12 protein-coding genes are annotated in these 16,351 nt (G+C 73.3%); 6 read left to right on the plus strand and 6 right to left on the minus strand.

From position 1 onward, the window contains the following. The first annotated feature begins 13 nt into the window (after positions 1 to 13). A complete protein-coding gene (locus F8R89_RS11320) occupies positions 14 to 1,747 on the plus strand; it encodes an ABC transporter ATP-binding protein (RefSeq protein ID WP_151783859.1) in 1,734 nt (577 codons plus the stop codon). Further along, positions 1,747 to 3,675, plus strand: a complete 1,929-nt coding sequence (locus F8R89_RS11325) for an ABC transporter ATP-binding protein (protein ID WP_151783860.1) — start codon at positions 1,747 to 1,749, stop codon at positions 3,673 to 3,675. The genes F8R89_RS11320 and F8R89_RS11325 overlap by 1 nt, the downstream gene beginning before the upstream one ends. A gap of 44 nt (positions 3,676 to 3,719) precedes the next feature. On the opposite strand, the gene F8R89_RS11330 is transcribed toward F8R89_RS11325, so the two are convergent. Further along, complete coding sequence (locus tag F8R89_RS11330; RefSeq protein ID WP_151783861.1) at positions 3,720 to 5,021, minus strand: RNA polymerase sigma factor; 1,302 nt, start codon at positions 5,019 to 5,021, stop codon at positions 3,720 to 3,722. Positions 5,022 to 5,160: 139 nt separating this feature from the next. Between F8R89_RS11330 and F8R89_RS11335 the strand changes: the two genes are divergently transcribed. After that, a complete protein-coding gene (locus F8R89_RS11335; RefSeq protein ID WP_151783862.1) occupies positions 5,161 to 5,832 on the plus strand; it encodes a hypothetical protein in 672 nt (223 codons plus the stop codon). Next, positions 5,829 to 6,833, plus strand: coding sequence for a nucleotidyl transferase AbiEii/AbiGii toxin family protein (locus F8R89_RS11340; RefSeq protein ID WP_151783863.1), 1,005 nt, complete (start codon positions 5,829 to 5,831; stop codon positions 6,831 to 6,833). The genes F8R89_RS11335 and F8R89_RS11340 overlap by 4 nt, the downstream gene beginning before the upstream one ends. On the opposite strand, the gene dnaG is transcribed toward F8R89_RS11340, so the two are convergent. The 4 genes from dnaG to F8R89_RS11360 form a co-directional block, all read right to left on the minus strand. Continuing rightward, positions 6,804 to 8,708 carry a DNA primase gene (gene dnaG, locus F8R89_RS11345; RefSeq protein WP_151783864.1) on the minus strand — a complete coding sequence of 635 codons (1,905 nt, stop codon included), beginning with the start codon at positions 8,706 to 8,708 and terminating at the stop codon, positions 6,804 to 6,806. The genes F8R89_RS11340 and dnaG overlap by 30 nt on opposite strands. A gap of 29 nt (positions 8,709 to 8,737) precedes the next feature. After that, positions 8,738 to 10,003: an NAD(P)/FAD-dependent oxidoreductase gene (locus F8R89_RS11350; RefSeq protein WP_151783865.1), complete on the minus strand. Its 1,266-nt coding sequence runs from the start codon at positions 10,001 to 10,003 to the stop codon at positions 8,738 to 8,740. Between the two features lie 130 nt (positions 10,004 to 10,133). Then, positions 10,134 to 11,387: a deoxyguanosinetriphosphate triphosphohydrolase gene (locus tag F8R89_RS11355; protein WP_192806097.1), complete on the minus strand. Its 1,254-nt coding sequence runs from the start codon at positions 11,385 to 11,387 to the stop codon at positions 10,134 to 10,136. Positions 11,388 to 11,868: 481 nt separating this feature from the next. After that, a complete protein-coding gene (locus F8R89_RS11360; protein WP_151783867.1) occupies positions 11,869 to 12,738 on the minus strand; it encodes a sirohydrochlorin chelatase in 870 nt (289 codons plus the stop codon). A gap of 222 nt (positions 12,739 to 12,960) precedes the next feature. Here F8R89_RS11360 and F8R89_RS11365 point away from each other — a divergent pair, with 222 nt between their 5' ends. Both F8R89_RS11365 and F8R89_RS11370 read left to right on the plus strand, forming a co-directional pair. Further along, positions 12,961 to 13,638 carry a vancomycin high temperature exclusion protein gene (locus F8R89_RS11365; protein WP_151783868.1) on the plus strand — a complete coding sequence of 226 codons (678 nt, stop codon included), beginning with the start codon at positions 12,961 to 12,963 and terminating at the stop codon, positions 13,636 to 13,638. A gap of 101 nt (positions 13,639 to 13,739) precedes the next feature. Continuing rightward, on the plus strand, positions 13,740 to 15,905 hold the full coding sequence (locus F8R89_RS11370; protein ID WP_151783869.1) for a molybdopterin oxidoreductase family protein: 2,166 nt from the start codon (positions 13,740 to 13,742) through the stop codon (positions 15,903 to 15,905). 4 nt (positions 15,906 to 15,909) lie between these two features. On the opposite strand, the gene F8R89_RS11375 is transcribed toward F8R89_RS11370, so the two are convergent. Beyond that, a complete protein-coding gene (locus tag F8R89_RS11375) occupies positions 15,910 to 16,335 on the minus strand; it encodes a gamma-glutamylcyclotransferase family protein (protein ID WP_151783870.1) in 426 nt (141 codons plus the stop codon). Between the last annotated feature and the right edge of the window lie 16 nt (positions 16,336 to 16,351).

Raw genomic sequence — 16,351 nt, forward strand, 5'->3', positions numbered from 1 at the left:
CGAGAGAAGCAGCGTGCTCATACGACTCCTGCGGACCTATCTCAGGCCCTACCGAAAACCCATCGGCTGGCTGGTGCTGCTGCAGTTCCTGCAGACGTGCGCCACCCTCTACCTGCCCACCCTGAACGCGGACATCATCGACAAGGGCGTCGTCACCGGCGACACCGGCTACATCATGTCCTTCGGCGCGCTGATGATCGGCATCTCGCTGGCGCAGGTCGTGTGCAACGTCGGTGCCGTGTACTACGGCGCCCGCACCGCCTCGGCGCTCGGGCGGGACGTGCGGGCCGCCGTCTTCGACCGGGTGCAGTCGTTCTCGGCGCGCGAGGTGGGCCAGTTCGGGGCGCCCTCGCTGATCACGCGGACCACGAACGACGTCCAGCAGGTGCAGATGCTGGCGCTGATGACGTTCACGCTGATGGTCTCGGCGCCCATCATGTGCGTCGGCGGGATCGTGCTCGCGCTCGGCCTGGACGTGCCGCTGTCCGGGGTGCTGGTCGCGGTGGTGCCGGTGCTCGGCATCTGCGTGACGCTGATCGTGCGCCGGCTGCGGCCGCTGTTCCGGGCGATGCAGGTGCGGCTCGACACGGTGAACCGGGTGCTGCGCGAGCAGATCACCGGCAACCGGGTGATCCGCGCGTTCGTCCGCGACGAGTACGAGCAGCAGCGGTTCCGGAAGGCCAACACCGAGCTCACCGACATGGCGCTGGGCACGGGCCGGCTGCTCGCGCTGATGTTCCCGATCGTCATGACGGTGGTGAACCTGTCGTCCATCGCGGTCGTCTGGTTCGGCGCCCACCGGATCGACAGCGGTGGCATGCAGATCGGCGATCTGACGGCGTTCCTCGCCTATCTGATGCAGATCGTGATGTCCGTGATGATGGCCACCTTCATGTTCATGATGGTGCCGCGCGCCGAGGTGTGCGCCGAGCGCATCCAGGAGGTCCTGGACACCTCCTCCAGCGTGATCCCGCCGAAGGCGCCGGTGACCGAGCTGCGCCGGCACGGGCATCTGGAGATCCGGGGCGCGGGCTTCCGCTATCCCGGTGCCGAGGAGCCGGTGCTGAAGTCGATCGACCTGGTGGCCCGGCCCGGTGAGGTGACCGCGGTGATCGGCTCGACCGGCAGCGGCAAGTCGACCCTGCTGGGGCTCGTCCCCCGCCTGTTCGACGCCACGGAAGGCCAGGTCCTCGTCGACGGCGAGGACGTGAGCGGCATCGACCCGCGGCTCCTCGCCCGTACCGTCGGCCTGGTCCCGCAGAAGCCGTACCTGTTCGCGGGCACGGTGGCGACGAACCTGCGCTACGGCAATCCGGACGCCACGGACGACGAGCTGTGGCACGCGCTGGAGGTGGCGCAGGCCAGGGAGTTCGTGGAACGCCTGGAGGGCGGGCTCGACGCGCCGGTCGCCCAGGGCGGCACGAACGTCTCCGGCGGGCAGCGGCAGCGCCTCGCGATCGCGCGGACGCTGGTGCAGCGCCCGGAGATCTACCTGTTCGACGACTCCTTCTCCGCCCTCGACTACGCCACGGACGCCGCGCTGCGCTCGGCGCTGTCGCGGGAGACCGCCGAGGCGACCGTCGTCATCGTCGCCCAGCGGGTGTCGACGATCCGGGACGCGGACCGGATCGTCGTGCTCGACGAGGGGCAGGTCGTCGGCACCGGCCGGCACCACGAGCTGATGGCGGACAACGAGACGTACCGGGAGATCGTGCTCTCCCAGCTGACGGAAGCGGAGGCCGCCTGATGGCCGGGCCCATGGGACGGATGATGGCCGGCGGCGGTCCCGACCAGCGGTCGCTGGACTTCAAGGTGTCGGGCCGCAGGCTCGTCGCCCTGTTCAAGCCGGAGCGGCTGACCATCTGGACGCTGCTGGCGTGCGTCGTGGTCAGCGTCGGTCTGTCGGTCGCCGGGCCGAAGATCCTCGGCCGGGCCACCGACCTGGTCTTCGCGGGCATCGTGGGGCGGCAGTTCGAGCCCGGGATGACCAAGGAGCAGGTCCTCGCGGCGATGCGGGAGCGCGGTGACGGCCGGATCGCCGACATGCTGCGCAGCACCGACTTCACGCCGGGTCAAGGCATCGACTTCACGGCCGTGGGGAACGTGCTGCTGGTCGCGCTGGCCGTGTTCGGCGCCGCGGGTCTGCTGATGGCGGTGGCGACGCGGCTGGTGAACCGGGCCGTGAACCGGACGATGTACCGGATGCGCGAGGACGTGCAGACGAAGCTGTCGCGGCTGCCGCTGTCGTACTTCGACAAGCGGCAGCGCGGTGAGGTGCTGTCACGGGCGACCAACGACATCGACAACATCGGGCAGACGCTCCAGCAGTCGATGGGGCAGCTGATCAACTCGGTGCTGACCATCATCGGCGTGCTGGCCGTGATGTTCTGGGTGTCGTGGCTGCTGGCGCTGGTCGCGCTGGTGACCGTGCCGCTGTCGTTCGTCGTGGCCACCCGGGTGGGCAAGCGCTCGCAGCCGCACTTCGTGCAGCAGTGGCGGACCACCGGCAAGCTGAACGCGCACGTCGAGGAGATGTACACCGGGCACACGCTGGTCAAGGTGTTCGGCCGGCAGGAGGAGTCGGCGCGGCAGTTCGCCGAGCAGAACGAGGCGCTGTACGAGGCCGGGTTCAAGGCGCAGTTCAACAGCGGGATCATGCAGCCGCTGATGCTGTTCGTGTCGAACCTCAACTATGTGCTGGTCGCGGTGGTCGGCGGGCTGCGGGTGGCGTCGGGCGCGCTGTCCATCGGTGACGTGCAGGCGTTCATCCAGTACTCGCGGCAGTTCTCGATGCCGCTGACGCAGGTCGCGTCGATGGCGAACCTCGTGCAGTCCGGTGTGGCGTCCGCCGAGCGGATCTTCGAACTGCTGGACGCCGAGGAGCAGTCGGCGGACCCGGTGCCGGGGGTGCGGCCGGAGGAGCTGCGCGGCCGGGTGGCGCTGGAGAAGGTGTCGTTCCGGTACGAGCCGGAGAAGCCGCTGATCGAGGACCTGTCGCTGACGGTGGAGCCCGGCCACACGGTCGCCATCGTCGGCCCGACCGGCGCCGGGAAGACGACGCTGGTCAACCTGCTGATGCGGTTCTACGACGTGTCGTCGGGGCGCATCACGCTCGACGGCGTCGACATCGCGCGGATGTCCCGGGACGAACTGCGGTCCGGGATCGGCATGGTGCTCCAGGACACCTGGCTGTTCGGCGGCACCATCGCGGACAACATCGCGTACGGGGCGGCCCGGGACGTCACCCGGGGGGAGATCGAGGAGGCGGCGCGGGCCGCGCACGCCGACCGGTTCATCCGTACGCTGCCCGACGGGTACGACACGGTGATCGACGACGAGGGGTCGGGGGTCAGCGCGGGCGAGAAGCAGCTGATCACGATCGCGCGGGCGTTCCTGTCGGACCCCGTCATCCTGGTGCTGGACGAGGCGACGTCGTCGGTCGACACCCGGACCGAGGTGCTGATCCAGAAGGCGATGGCCAAACTGGCGCACGGGCGGACGTCGTTCGTCATCGCGCACCGGCTGTCGACGATCCGGGACGCGGACACCATCCTCGTCATGGAGAACGGCGCGATCGTCGAACAGGGCGCGCACGCCGAGCTGCTGGCGGCTGACGGGGCCTACGCGCGCCTGTACAAGGCGCAGTTCGCGCAGGCCGTGGCCGAAGTGGACTGAGGAACGGTCGCGGGGGCCGCTCGCCTGGTGTGAGCGGCCCCTTCTCAGTCGAGATAGCCGCGCAGCTGGTCGGCGAAGGCGTGGTCGCGCAGCTTGTTGAGGGTCTTGGACTCGATCTGGCGGATGCGTTCGCGGGTCACGCCGAAGATGCGGCCTATCTCCTCCAGGGTGCGCGGGCGGCCGTCCGCGAGCCCGTACCGCAGTTGCACGACCTTGCGTTCGCGCTCCCCCAGCGTCGACAGGACCGCCTCGAGATGTTCGCGCAGCAGCAGGAACGCCGCCGACTCCACCGGCGAGGTGGCGTCGCCGTCCTCGATGAGGTCGCCGAGGGCGACGTCCTCCTCCTCGCCCACCGGGGCGTGCAGGGAGACGGGCTCCTGCGCGAGGCGCAGCACCTCGCTGACCCGCTCGGGCGGCAGGTCGAGGTGGGCGGCGACCTCCTCCGGCGTCGGCTCGTAGCCGCGTTCCTGGAGCATGCGGCGCTGGACGCGGACGACCCGGTTGATCAGCTCGACGACGTGCACGGGCACGCGGATGGTGCGGGCCTGGTCGGCGAGGGCCCGGGACATGGCCTGCCGTATCCACCAGGTGGCGTACGTGGAGAACTTGTAGCCGCGGGCGTAGTCGAACTTCTCGACGGCCCGGATCAGTCCGAGGTTGCCCTCCTGGACGAGGTCGAGCATGGTCAGGCCGCGTCCCACGTACCGTTTGGCGACGGACACGACGAGCCGCAGATTGGCCTCGATGAGCCGCCGTTTGGCCATCCGGCCCAGGACGACGAGCCGGTCCAGGTCCTGGGCGAGCCGGCTCTCCAGGTCGGGGGTGCGGGCGAGTTTCTCCTCCGCGAACAGGCCGGCCTCGACCCGGCGGGCCAGCTCGACCTCCTCGGCGGCGGTGAGCAGCGGGATCCGCCCGATCTCCCGCAGGTACTGGCGGAACAGGTCGGAGGTGGGGCCCGCCGTGTCGGGGCGGACCCGGGCCGGGAGCGGCGCCTCGACCGGCTCGGTGGCCTCGTCCAGCGCCTCCGCGGGCGGGTCCGGCGGCTCGGGCGGGGCCTGCGGCTCCGACTCCGGGTGGTGCGCGACGCGGCTCTGCGGGGGGACCGCGGCGAGCACGTCGTCGTCCGCGTCCGGCGCCGCGCCGTCCGGGCGGGTGTCGGTCTCGGCGAGGGTCTGGGTCTGCACGGGGGCGACCTCCAGGGTGATCGCTGCCGAGGCGTACGGCAGCGCTGCTTCGAGGGCGGAGTCGGCGGCCTCGCCGCTGTCCGTCCCGTACGCGATGAGCGGAACCGCGGGGGTGTGGGATCCGTGGGGGACGGACCGGCCGCGCTCCGAGGACTCAGGCACCGCCCCCCAGTGTGGGGTACGACACATCGCCGCCACGAGGGGCGTGCGGTGACTTTTTGCGATCGGGCCGTGACCACGGGGTGATGTCGGCGGGGAAACCCGGATGCCCGTGCGCGGCGGGGTCTGACACGATGCGGCGGTGTCCGGATCCCTGTACGAGACCCATGTGACGGTGGCCTGCGCCGACGCGGCCGCGTCCGGGCGGCTGCGCCGCTGGGCGGCCGCCGCGGGTCTGAAGCTGACCTGTATCGAACTGGCCCGCGGCCGGGTGCCGTCGCAGCCGATGCTCACGCTGACCGGTGCGCCCTCGTGGGCCGCGGCGGCGGCCGGCGCCGAGGAGGTGGCGGCGCGGCTGCGGGCGGGCGGGTTCAGCCCGGTGCGTGTGAAGGTCGAGTCGGCGCCCTGGGCTCCGGAGGTGCCGGCCGGGCCGTGCGGCGGCGGGCAGTACTTCGAGCACCATGTGAAGCTGCGGCTGCCCGCGGACACGGATCTCGGGGCCCTGGCCGACCGGGTGGTGCCGTACGGCGCGCATCTGTCGTGGAACCCGCGCCGGGTGGTCGGCGCCCGGCACGAGCGGTTCGTGACGCAGCGGTGCCGCGGGGTGGACGCCGCCGGCGCCGGACGCGCCCTGGAGGGGCTGCTGGCCGGACTGGCAGGTCTCGACGTGGTGGACGTGGAGCGGGAGTTCGTGCTGTACGACAGCGATCTGTCCGTGGACGACGGATGGATCGACGGGTGGATCGACGGACCGGCCGGGGAGACCTCCGGCGCGCGGGCCGGGGGCGTCATGACGCGGGAGAGGCGGCGATGAGCGGGTCCTGGCGGAAGTGGAGCCTGTGGCGCGAGATGCCCCGCGAGGAGCTGGACGACGCCACGCGGCGCGCGAAGGACCTGCCGCTGACGCTGCGGACGGTGCCCGGCGAGGACGTGTCGCAGCGCCTGGTGTTCGACCCGAGCATGAAGCAGCACTACAACGCGTACCGCGCCACCGACCCCGCGTTCGCCGACCCCGACCGCACGGACGCCTGGCGGGCGGCCCGGCGCCGGGCGCTGGACCTGGTCCTCGACGCGATCGCCGGGTCGGAGTGGGCCGACGCGCTGGTGCTGCGCGGCAGCGTGCTGATGTCCGTCTGGTTCGGCGAGGCCGCCCGGGAGCCCGGCGACCTCGACTTCGTCGTCGTGCCGGAGACCTGGCGGATGGAGGAGGAGCGCACCGCGCGGATGCTCGACGGGATCGCGCGGGCCGCCGGGGAGGCGTCCGGGGACGGCGTGCGGGTGTCGGCCGAGGGCGCCGTCGTGGAGGACATCTGGACCTACGAGCGGGTGCCGGGCCGCCGGATGGTCCTGCCGTGGAGCGCGCCGGGGCTTCCGGAGGGGCACGTCCAGCTCGACTTCGTCTTCAACGAGCGGCTGCCCGAGCCGCCCGAGCCCGTGGAGCTGCCGGGGGGTGCCGTCCTCTGGGCGGCCACGCCCGCGCTGTCGCTGGCCTGGAAGATGATGTGGCTGATCAACGACATGCACGCGCAGGGCAAGGACCTGTACGACGCGGTGCTGCTCGCCGAGCGGCACCCGCTGCCGTACGAGCTGCTGCACGAGGTGTTCCGGCTCTCGGGCGAGTGGCCCTACCCGTACCAGGAGTACGTCGGCTTCGGCAACGTCGTGGAGGCGCTCGGGTTCGTCGAGTGGCGGCACTTCGTCACCGAGTATCCGCAGTACGCGGACGACGAGCAGGCGTTCGTGGACCGGCTGGTCCGGGCGGTGGCGCCGACGTTCGAGGGCCGGTCAGAGGGCGGCGGCCCCGTGGGCGCGTAGCGCCTGGTCGTACTGCTGGAGGACCCACAGCTCGTTCTGCACGGCGGCGAGCTGCGCCGGGTCGCCGCCCGCGCCGAGGCGGGTCAGCTGGCTCTGGATGTCGCGGACCCGGCGCTCGACGGCACGGCGGCGGACGGTGACGAGCTGTTCGCCCGCGTAGTTCTCGTCGACGGTCCTGCGCATGATCGCCTCGACGGCGAGCTCGGTGACCATCGCGCGGACCTGGTCGTCGGGGGCCGCGTCCCGGACCCGGACCAGGTACTCCTGCGGGTCCTGGATGCCGAACTCCGCGCCGCCCGCGTCCATGATCGCCTGGCGGACGGCGGCGTAGGGCGCGGCGGTGAACTCGTCGACGCCGTACGCGTCGAACGCCGGGGAGACCAGCTCGGGGCGCTGGAGGGCGAGCTTCAGCAGCTCGCGTTCGGTGGCGTAGACGGGGTTGCGCAGGGTGAGGGCCGGGCCGGTGGCGCGGGGGCGGGGCGCGGCGTCGTACGGCTGCTGCGGGCCGCGGGAGGACGGGGCCGGGCCGCGGCCGCCGCGCTCGCGGGCCCACCGGGCGAGCTGGGCGACCCGCTTGACCACGAACTGGGTGTCGAGGATGCCGAGCATGCCGGCGAGCTGGACGGCGACCTCGTGCTGGGCGCCGCTGTTCTTGATGCGGGCGACGATCGGGGCGGCCTCGTCGAGGGCCGCGGCGCGGCCCGCCGGGGTGTCCAGGTCGTAGCGGACGACGATCTGGCGCAGCGCGAACTCGAAGAGCGGGGTGCGTGGTTCGACCAGGTCGGCGACGGCGTCGTCGCCCTTGGCGAGGCGCAGCTCGCAGGGGTCCATGCCGTCGGGGGCGATCGCGATGTAGGTCTCGGCGGCGAACTTCTGGTCGTCCTCGAAGGCGCGCAGGGCCGCCTTCTGGCCGGCGGCGTCGCCGTCGAAGGTGAAGATCACGCGGGCCGAGCCGTTGTCCATCAGGAGCCGGCGCAGGATCTTGATGTGGTCGCCGCCGAAGGCGGTGCCGCAGGTCGCGATGGCCGTGGTGACCCCGGCGAGGTGGCAGGCCATGACGTCGGTGTAGCCCTCGACGACAACCGCGCGGGACGCCTTGGCGATGTCCTTCTTGGCGAGGTCGATGCCGTACAGGACCTGGGACTTCCGGTAGATCGCCGTGTCGGGGGTGTTGAGGTACTTCGGGCCGTTGTCCGCCTCGTAGAGCTTGCGGGCGCCGAAGCCGACGACGTCGCCGCCGATGTCGCGGATCGGCCACATCAGGCGGCCCCGGAAGCGGTCGATGGGGCCGCGGCGGCCCTCCTGGGCCAGGCCGGAGAGGATGATCTCCTTGTCGGTGAAGCCCTTGCCGCGCAGGAAGCGGGTGAGGTGGTCCCAGCCCTGCGGGCTGTAGCCGACGGAGAAGCGCTGGGCGGCGGCCTGGTCGAAGCCGCGCTCGGCGAGGAACTGGCGGCCGGTGTCGGCCTCCGGGCTGGTCGCGAGCTGCTCCATGTACCAGTCGGCGGCGATCTTGTGGGCCTCGACCAGGCGGATGCGCTCGCCGCGCTGGTGGGAGGGGTTGTAGCCGCCCTCCTCGTAGCGCAGGGTGATGCCGGCCTGGGCGGCGAGGCGCTCGACGGCCTCGGAGAAGGAGAGGTGGTCCACCTTCATCACGAAGGTGATGGTGTCGCCGCCCTCCTGGCAGCCGAAGCAGTGGAAGAGTCCCTTGCTGGGGCTGACCTGGAAGGACGGCGACTTCTCGTCGTGGAAGGGGCACAGCCCCTTCAGATTCCCGCCGCCGGCGTTGCGCAGCTGGAGGTACTCGGAGACGACGGCGTCGATCGGGACCGCGTCCCGTACCGCCTTCACGTCCTCGTCGTTGATCCGTCCTGCCACGCGTGAATTCTACGGGGCGGGACGGACACTCAAGGGATGAGGTCTTCGAGTGGAATGTGGGGGTTCGCCAGGTTCTCGGTGTCCACCTGGGCCTTGGAGCGGATCAGTTTCTGGATGGGTTCGGTCACGTCCCACACGTTCACGTTCATTCCGGCGAGCACCCGGCCCTCCTTCACCCAGAAGGCGATGAACTCGCGCTTGCCGGCGTCGCCGCGGATCACGACCTGGTCGTACGAGCCCGCGGGCGCCCATCCGCTGTACTCCATGCCCAGGTCGTACTGGTCGGAGAAGAAGTAGGGCACGCGGTCGTAGGTGACGTCCCGGCCGAGCATCGCGCGGGCCGCGGCGGGGCCGCCGTTGAGCGCGTTGGCCCAGTGCTCCACCCGCAGCCGGGTGTCGAACAGGGCGTGCGGGAAGGAGGCCACGTCTCCGGCCGCGTAGATGTCGGGGTCGGAGGTGCGCAGCCGTTCGTCGACCACGACCCCGCGGCCGTGCGCGGCGTCGGCGATCTCCAGGCCGGCGGCCTCGGCGAGGGCGGTGCGCGGGGCGGCGCCGATGGCCGCGAGGACGTCGTGCGCCGGGTGCTCCTCACCGTCGTCGGTGCGGGCGGCCAGCACCATGCCGTCCTGCCCGACGATCTCCGTCAGGCGCCGCCCGAAGTGGAACCGCACCCCGTGCTCGCGGTGCAGCTCGGCGAAGACCGCGCCGAGCTCGGGGCCGAGCACGCCGTGCAGCGGGGTCGGGCCGTGCTCGACGACGGTGACCTCGGCGCCGTACTCACGGGCCGCCGCCGCGATCTCCAGGCCGATCCAGCCGGCGCCGGCGATCACGAGGTGCCCGTTGTCCCGGCCGAGGGAGGTCAGGACGCCCTTGAGGCGCTCGGCGTGCGCGAGCCGGCGCAGGTGGTGCACGCCGGCCAGGTCGGTACCGGGGATGTCCAGGCGGCGGGGCTCGGCGCCGGTCGCGAGCAGCAGCTTGTCGTAGTGGACGACGGTGCCGTCCTCGCCGAACCGGACCGTCTTCGCGGTGCGGTCGATGGCGTCGACGGTCTGCCCGAGGTGCAGCTCGATGTCGTTGCGCGCGTACCAGGCGGGCTCGTGCACGAAGACGGTGTCGCGCTCCTCCTTGCCGAGGACGTACCCCTTGGACAGGGGCGGTCGCTCGTAGGGGTGGTCACGCTCGTCGCAGATCAGTATCACCCGCCCGGTGAAGCCCTCCGCGCGGAGCGTCTCGGCCGCCTTGGCGCCGGCCAGCCCGCCTCCGACGATGACGAATGTCTGATCCGCGTCGACCACTTCATGCCTCCTCGTAAGGTGCCGCCCCACGAGCGTCCCGCACCCAGCGTGATGCGGGAAGGGGGGGTGACCCGATCAGGCCACGCAGGGTCACTTTCGGGTGCCCGGGTCGCCGGGACGGGGGGCGGGTTCAGGACCGGCCGCTGAGGCGGGCGTGCAGGGCGCGGGCCGAGGCGTCCGTCAGGTTGGCGATCTGGTCGACGACGACGCGCTTGCGGGCGCGGTCGTCGCCGGCCGCGTCGAACAGCGCGCGGAACTGCGGGTCCAGTCCGTCGGGGGCGCGGGCGGTCAGCGCCTCGGCCAGCTCGGCGACGACGACGCGCTGGTCGGCGCGCAGCCGCTCCTGCTCGGCGCGCTGCATGACGTACCGGTCGGCGACGGCCTTGAGGACCGCGCACTCCATGCGGGTCGCGCGCGGCACGACGAGTTCGGCGGCGTACCGGGTGAGCCGCCCGCCGCCGTACGCGGCACGGGTCGCGCCCTCGGCGGCCAGGCAGAACCGGCCGATGAGCTGGCTGGTGGCGTCCTTGAGGCGGGCCTGGGCGACGGCCGAGCCGTCGTAGCCGTGCGGCCACCACTCCTGGTCGAGGAGCCGGTCCAGGGCCTCGGCGAGCTCGGCGGGGTCGGTGTCGGCGGGCACGTACCGGCCGACGGCGACGGCGAAGACGGCGTCGCGCTCCGGCTCGGCGTGCAGGCAGTTGGGGTCGATGTGCCCGGCGTGCAGACCGTCCTCCACGTCGTGCACGGAGTACGCCACGTCGTCGGACCAGTCCATGACCTGGGCCTCGAAGGTGGTGCGGGTGCCGGGGGCGTCCTTGCGGATCCAGTCGAAGACGGGCCGGTCGTCCTCGTAGACGCCGAACTTGGGCGACCGCGGGTCGGTGGGGTGGGCGCCGCGGGGCCACGGGTACTTGGTGGCGGCGTCGAGGGTGGCGCGGGTGAGGTTGAGTCCCACGGAGCCCTCCGGGGTGAACCGCTTGGGCTCGATCCGGGTGAGCAGGCGCAGGGACTGGGCGTTGCCCTCGAACCCGCCGCAGTCCTCGGCGAACTCGTTGAGCGCGACCTCGCCGTTGTGCCCGAACGGGGGGTGCCCCAGGTCGTGCGAGAGGCAGGCGGCCTCCACCAGGTCGGGATCACACCCGAGCGCCTCGCCGAGCTCCCGGCCGACCTGGGCGCACTCCAGGGAGTGCGTGAGACGGGTACGGGGGCTGGGGTCCCAGGCGTTGCTGTGCGTCCCGGGCGTCACGACCTGCGTCTTGCCGGCGAGCCTGCGCAACGCGGCCGAGTGCAGCACACGGGCCCGATCCCGCTGGAAGGCCGTACGCCCGGGGCGCTTGTCGGGTTCCGGTGCCCAGCGTTCGACTGCCGACTCGTCGTAGTACATGCGTCGACAGTACGGCGAGAGGGAGGGTACGGGGTGCCCCGCCGGCCCGCCGACGGGGACTTCGGCCGGGGCCGGCGCCGGCCTGAGGTCGTGGTGGGGGCCGCTACCGGCCTGCGGCGCCAGCCGGCTTCAGGTGGGCGGGGTGCGTGGGCCGCCGTCGCGGGGCGGCCGTGCGGTCGTCGCCGTCGAGCAGAGCGCGGACCGTCGCCGGGTCCTTGGCAGCTCGCGGCGCGGGCCGGAGTCGAGGCCGGGGCCGTGAGGGGCCGGTGCGGCCGTGGCGGTGGGCCGGCGAGCGGGCGGCGCGGGTGGCCCGTGGGGCCTGGGCGCGGCACGGAGGTTCAGGTCGAGGGCGGGCCCGTGGTGGTGGGCCGGCGGACCGGTGGGTGCGGTCCTCCGAGGCCCGGGCGGGGAGCGCCAGGTGCTCGTGGTCGTGGCTCAGCGAGTGGGGGGCCGTGGCCCGGGTGCGGCGTGAGTCCCCGGTTCAGGCCGTCGCCAGGGATGGGGTGGCCGTCGACGGGGCCGCCGTGTGGTCGTAGCGGTGGAGGAGGAGGTGGGCCATCGCGGGGTGGGTGCCCAGGGGGGACGAGGCGAGCCAGGGGGCCTGGTCGGCGCACTGGGTCGCGAAGCGGCCGGGGGCCGTGAAGTACGACGCCACCGCGACCCTGGTGCGGCCCCGCGCGGCGAGGGCCGCGAGGGCGTCGGGGACGGTCGGGGACGCCGTCGTGGCGTAGGCGGGGACGACCGGGACGCCCAGGCGGGCGGCGAGGAGGCGGGCCGTGCGTGCGGTGTCCACCTTGGACTCGGGGTCGCGAGAGCCTGCCGCCGCCAGGACGACGGCGGTCGTGCGGCGGGTGGCCTCGTCCTCGGGCGTGCGCCAGCCGGCCTCCGTCAGACGGGCGTGCAGCGCCTCCGCGAGGAGCGGGTGCGGGCCGAGCGCGCCGGCCACCCGGGCGCGGACCCGGGAAGCGGCGGCCATGCCCGGGATGTCCCGCTTGATGTGGTAGCCGCGGCCGAGGAGCAGGGGGACCAGGATCGCCTCGCGGTCGCCAAGGGCGGCGAGCGTGTCCGCGAGCAGCGGCTCGTTCAGCTCGATGTGCCCGAGGTGGACCGGCAGTCCGGGGCGCAGCGCGCGGACCTCGTCGAGCAGGGCGGTCACCGTGCGCAGGGCGCGCGGGTCGCGGCTGCCGTGGGCGACGACGACGAGCGCGGGGGGCTCGGGGCGGCGTCTGCCGTCGGGGCCGACGAGGGTGAGCTGGCGGGCGAGCTGGCTGCTGATCCGGTTCATGAGGTGCGCCGTACTGTCGAGGTGGGCCGTCGGGGACTCGTCGTGCAGGGGGTTCGACGCCGTCATGGACCGATGGTGGCGGGGTGAGGTTGCTGTGCCGTTTCGCGGGAATGACGGGTTCTTACGCCGGGTTCACGGTCCGGGCGGGGGCTGGTGTGAGGCCGTCTGACCTGCGGTTCCGTCCGCGCGGGGTGAAGACCGTCACGCGGGGGCGGGTGAACCGTGCCCGCCGCCGGGGCGTCCTGGGAGGCGGGGGCTCACGGGGAGCCGTACGGGAAGGGGGCCGGGATGCGTCTGCGGAGGCCGCGTCTGCCGCGCACCCGTGCCGGGCGCCGGCGGCTCGTGCGGGCCGTGATGGCCGCGGGCGTGCTGGCGCTGCTGCCGGCCACCTGGACGCGGCTGGCCACCGAGGGCCGGCTGCGCACCGCCGCCGACGTGCCGCGCACGGACGTCGCCGTCGTCTTCGGGGCCGGGCTGTGGGACGGCGAGCCGTCGCCGTACCTCGCGCACCGGCTGGACGCGGCGGCCGGGCTGTACCGGGCGGGACGGATCGAGGTCGTCCTCGTCACCGGGGACAACAGCCGCGAGGACTACGACGAGCCCGACGCGATGCGCGCCTACCTGGTCCGGCACGGCGTGCCCGACGCCCGGATCGTCAGCGACTACGCGGGCTTCGACACCTGGGACTCCTGTGTCCGGGCCAAGAAGATCTTCGGGGTCGACGAGGCGGTGCTGATCAGCCAGGACTTCCACATCCGGCGGGCGGTGGCGCTGTGCGAGGAGGCCGGGGTCGCCAGCTACGGCGTCGGGGTGGCCGCCCGGCACGACGTCACCTGGTACTACGGCGGGGTCCGGGAGCTGTTCGCGGCGGGCAAGGCGGCGCTGGACGCCGTCGTCGAACCGGACCCGCGCTTCCTCGGCCGGCGCGAGACCGGGGTCGCGGACGCGCTGGCCACGGCCCGGTAGCGGGCCTCACGGCGCCGCCGGGCGCGCGGGGAGGTCACCGTGCCGCCCGTGTAACCGGGGAGCCGCCGCGCACGTAACACGGCCGACGCACGCTGAACGGCATGCCGAACATCGCGACGCCCACGCACTGCCCGTACTGCGCCCTGCAGTGCGGTATGAACCTCACGCCCTCGCAGGACGGGGGCGTCGCGGTGGTCGAGCGCCCGGACTTCCCGGTCAACCGGGGCGCGCTGTGCGGCAAGGGCCGTACGGCGCCGGCGGTGCTGGCCCCCGGGGGCCGGCTGACCACACCCCTGGTGCGGTCCGGCGGGGCGCTCGTGCCGGCGAGCTGGCCGGAGGCCCTCGACCGGATCGCCGAGGGGCTGGCCCGCACCCGCGCCGAGCACGGCCCGGACGCGTGCGCGGTGTTCGGCGGGGGCGGGCTGACCAACGAGAAGGCGTACAGCCTCGGCAAGTTCGCCCGGATTGTGCTCGGCACCTCGCAGATCGACTACAACGGCCGGTTCTGCATGTCGTCGGCGGCGGCGGCCGGGATCAGGGCGTTCGGTCTGGACCGGGGGCTGCCGTTCCCGCTGGAGGACATCCCGCGCACCGGCTGTGTGATCCTCGTCGGCTCCAACCTCGCGGAGACCATGCCGCCGGCGCTGCGGTTCTTCCAGGAGCTGCGGGACAACGGCGGCACCCTGATCGTCGTCGACCCGCGCCGCACGAGGACCGCCGAGCAGGCCGATCTGCACCTCGCGCCCCGCCCCGGCACGGATCTCGCGCTGGCCCTCGGCCTGCTGCACCTGGTCGTCGCCGAGGGCCGGGTCGACGAGGAGTACGTGCGCGAGCGGACGTCCGGCTGGGAGGACGCGCGGGCCGCGGCGATGGCGCACTGGCCGGAGTACGTGGAGCGGATCACGGGGGTGTCCGTCCCCGAACTGCGCGAGGCGGTACGGATGTTCTGCGCGCCGGAGCACGCCATGGTGCTGACCGCTCGCGGGCCCGAGCAGCAGTCCAAGGGCACCGACACGGTGGGCGCCTGGATCAACCTGTGCCTGGCGACGGGCCGGGCGGGCCGGCCGCTGTCCGGCTACGGCTGCCTGACCGGGCAGGGCAACGGGCAGGGCGGACGCGAACACGGCCAGAAGGCCGACCAGTTGCCCGGCTACCGCAAGCTGGACGACCCGGCCGCCCGCCGGTACGTCGCCGGGGTGTGGGGCGTCGACCCGGACCGGCTGCCGGGCCCCGGCCGCAGCGCGTACGAGTTGCTGGACGCGCTGGGCGGTGACATCAGGTCGCTGCTGCTCATGGGGTCCAACCCGGTGGTGTCGGCGCCGCGCGCCGCCCATGTCGAGGAGCGGATCAGGTCGCTGGACTTCCTCGCCGTGTGCGACGTCGTGCTGTCGGAGACGGCCGAACTCGCGGACGTGGTGCTGCCGGTGACGCAGTGGGCGGAGGAGACGGGGACGACGACGAACCTGGAGGGGCGGGTGCTGCTGCGCCGCCGGGCGGTCGACCCGCCGCCGGGGGTCCGCAGCGACCTGGAGGTCCTGCACGAACTCGCGGCGCGGCTCGGCGCGGACGAGGGGCTGGAGAAGGGCTTCCCCGTCGACGCGGAGGAGGTCTTCGCGGAGCTGCGGCGGGCGAGCGCGGGCGGTGCCGCGGACTACTCGGGGATCACCTACGAGCGGCTGGCGGAGGAGAACGGCGTCTTCTGGCCGTGCCCCGCGCCGCCGGACGCCGACGGTGTCACCGAGCACGCGGACGACCCGGCCCGTGAGGACGACGCGGCCGGCGACGAGGCGGGGGCCGTCCCGCACCCGGGCACGCCCCGGCTGTTCCTGGACCGGTTCGCCACGCCCGACGGGCGGGCCCGGTTCGTGCCGGTGGCGCACCGGGCGGCGGCGGAGGAGCCCGACGAGGAGTACCCGGTGCTGCTCACGACGGGCCGGGTGGTGGCCCAGTACCAGTCGGGTGCGCAGACCCGCCGGGTCGAGGAGCTGAACAGCGCGGCGCCGGGACCGTTCGTGGAGCTGCATCCGCGGCTGGCGGCACGGCTCGGGGTGGCCGAGGGCGATCCGGTGGCCGTGGTGTCGCGCCGGGGCCGGGCGGTGGCGCCCGCCCGGGTCACCTCCGGCATCCGCCCCGACACGGTGTTCATGCCGTTCCACTGGCCGGGCGAGGGCCGCGCCAACACCCTGACCAACCCGGCGCTCGACCCGACGTCCCGGATGCCGGAGTTCAAGACGTGCGCGGTGCGCCTGGAGACGGTCGAGCCCTGAGGACTCAGCGTGCCTTCCAGTCGCCGCCCGCCAGCGGTGTGCCGTGGGTGCGCAGGCGGGCGGCGACGGCGGGCGCGGCGACGTACACCCAGGCGCGGACGGGCGTGCCGTCGCCGGTGCGCAGGACCTCGCGGGCGACCCGCTCGTAGAGGTTGCGCGGGTCGCCCGGGCGGTACTCCTCCAGCCGGTCGAGCGCGGCGAGCAACTCCGGGTAGTCATCGGGCCGGACGGTGACGAGGTCGCCCTCGACGGTGCCGGCGCCCCGCTCCTCCACGGCGTACGGGTAGCCGGGGCCGTCGTACAGCAGCGCTCCGCGCAGGCGTCCCGGCTCCTCGGTGAGGGTGCGGCCGCGCAGCAGGGTGCCGTGGTGGGGCTCGCCGGGGCGCAGGGTGCCGTAGACGAAGAACGGCAGTCGGGGAGAGAGGGTCACGGAAACGATTCTCTCT

This window comes from Streptomyces sp. SS1-1 (assembly GCF_008973465.1).
GTDB lineage: Bacteria > Actinomycetota > Actinomycetes > Streptomycetales > Streptomycetaceae > Streptomyces.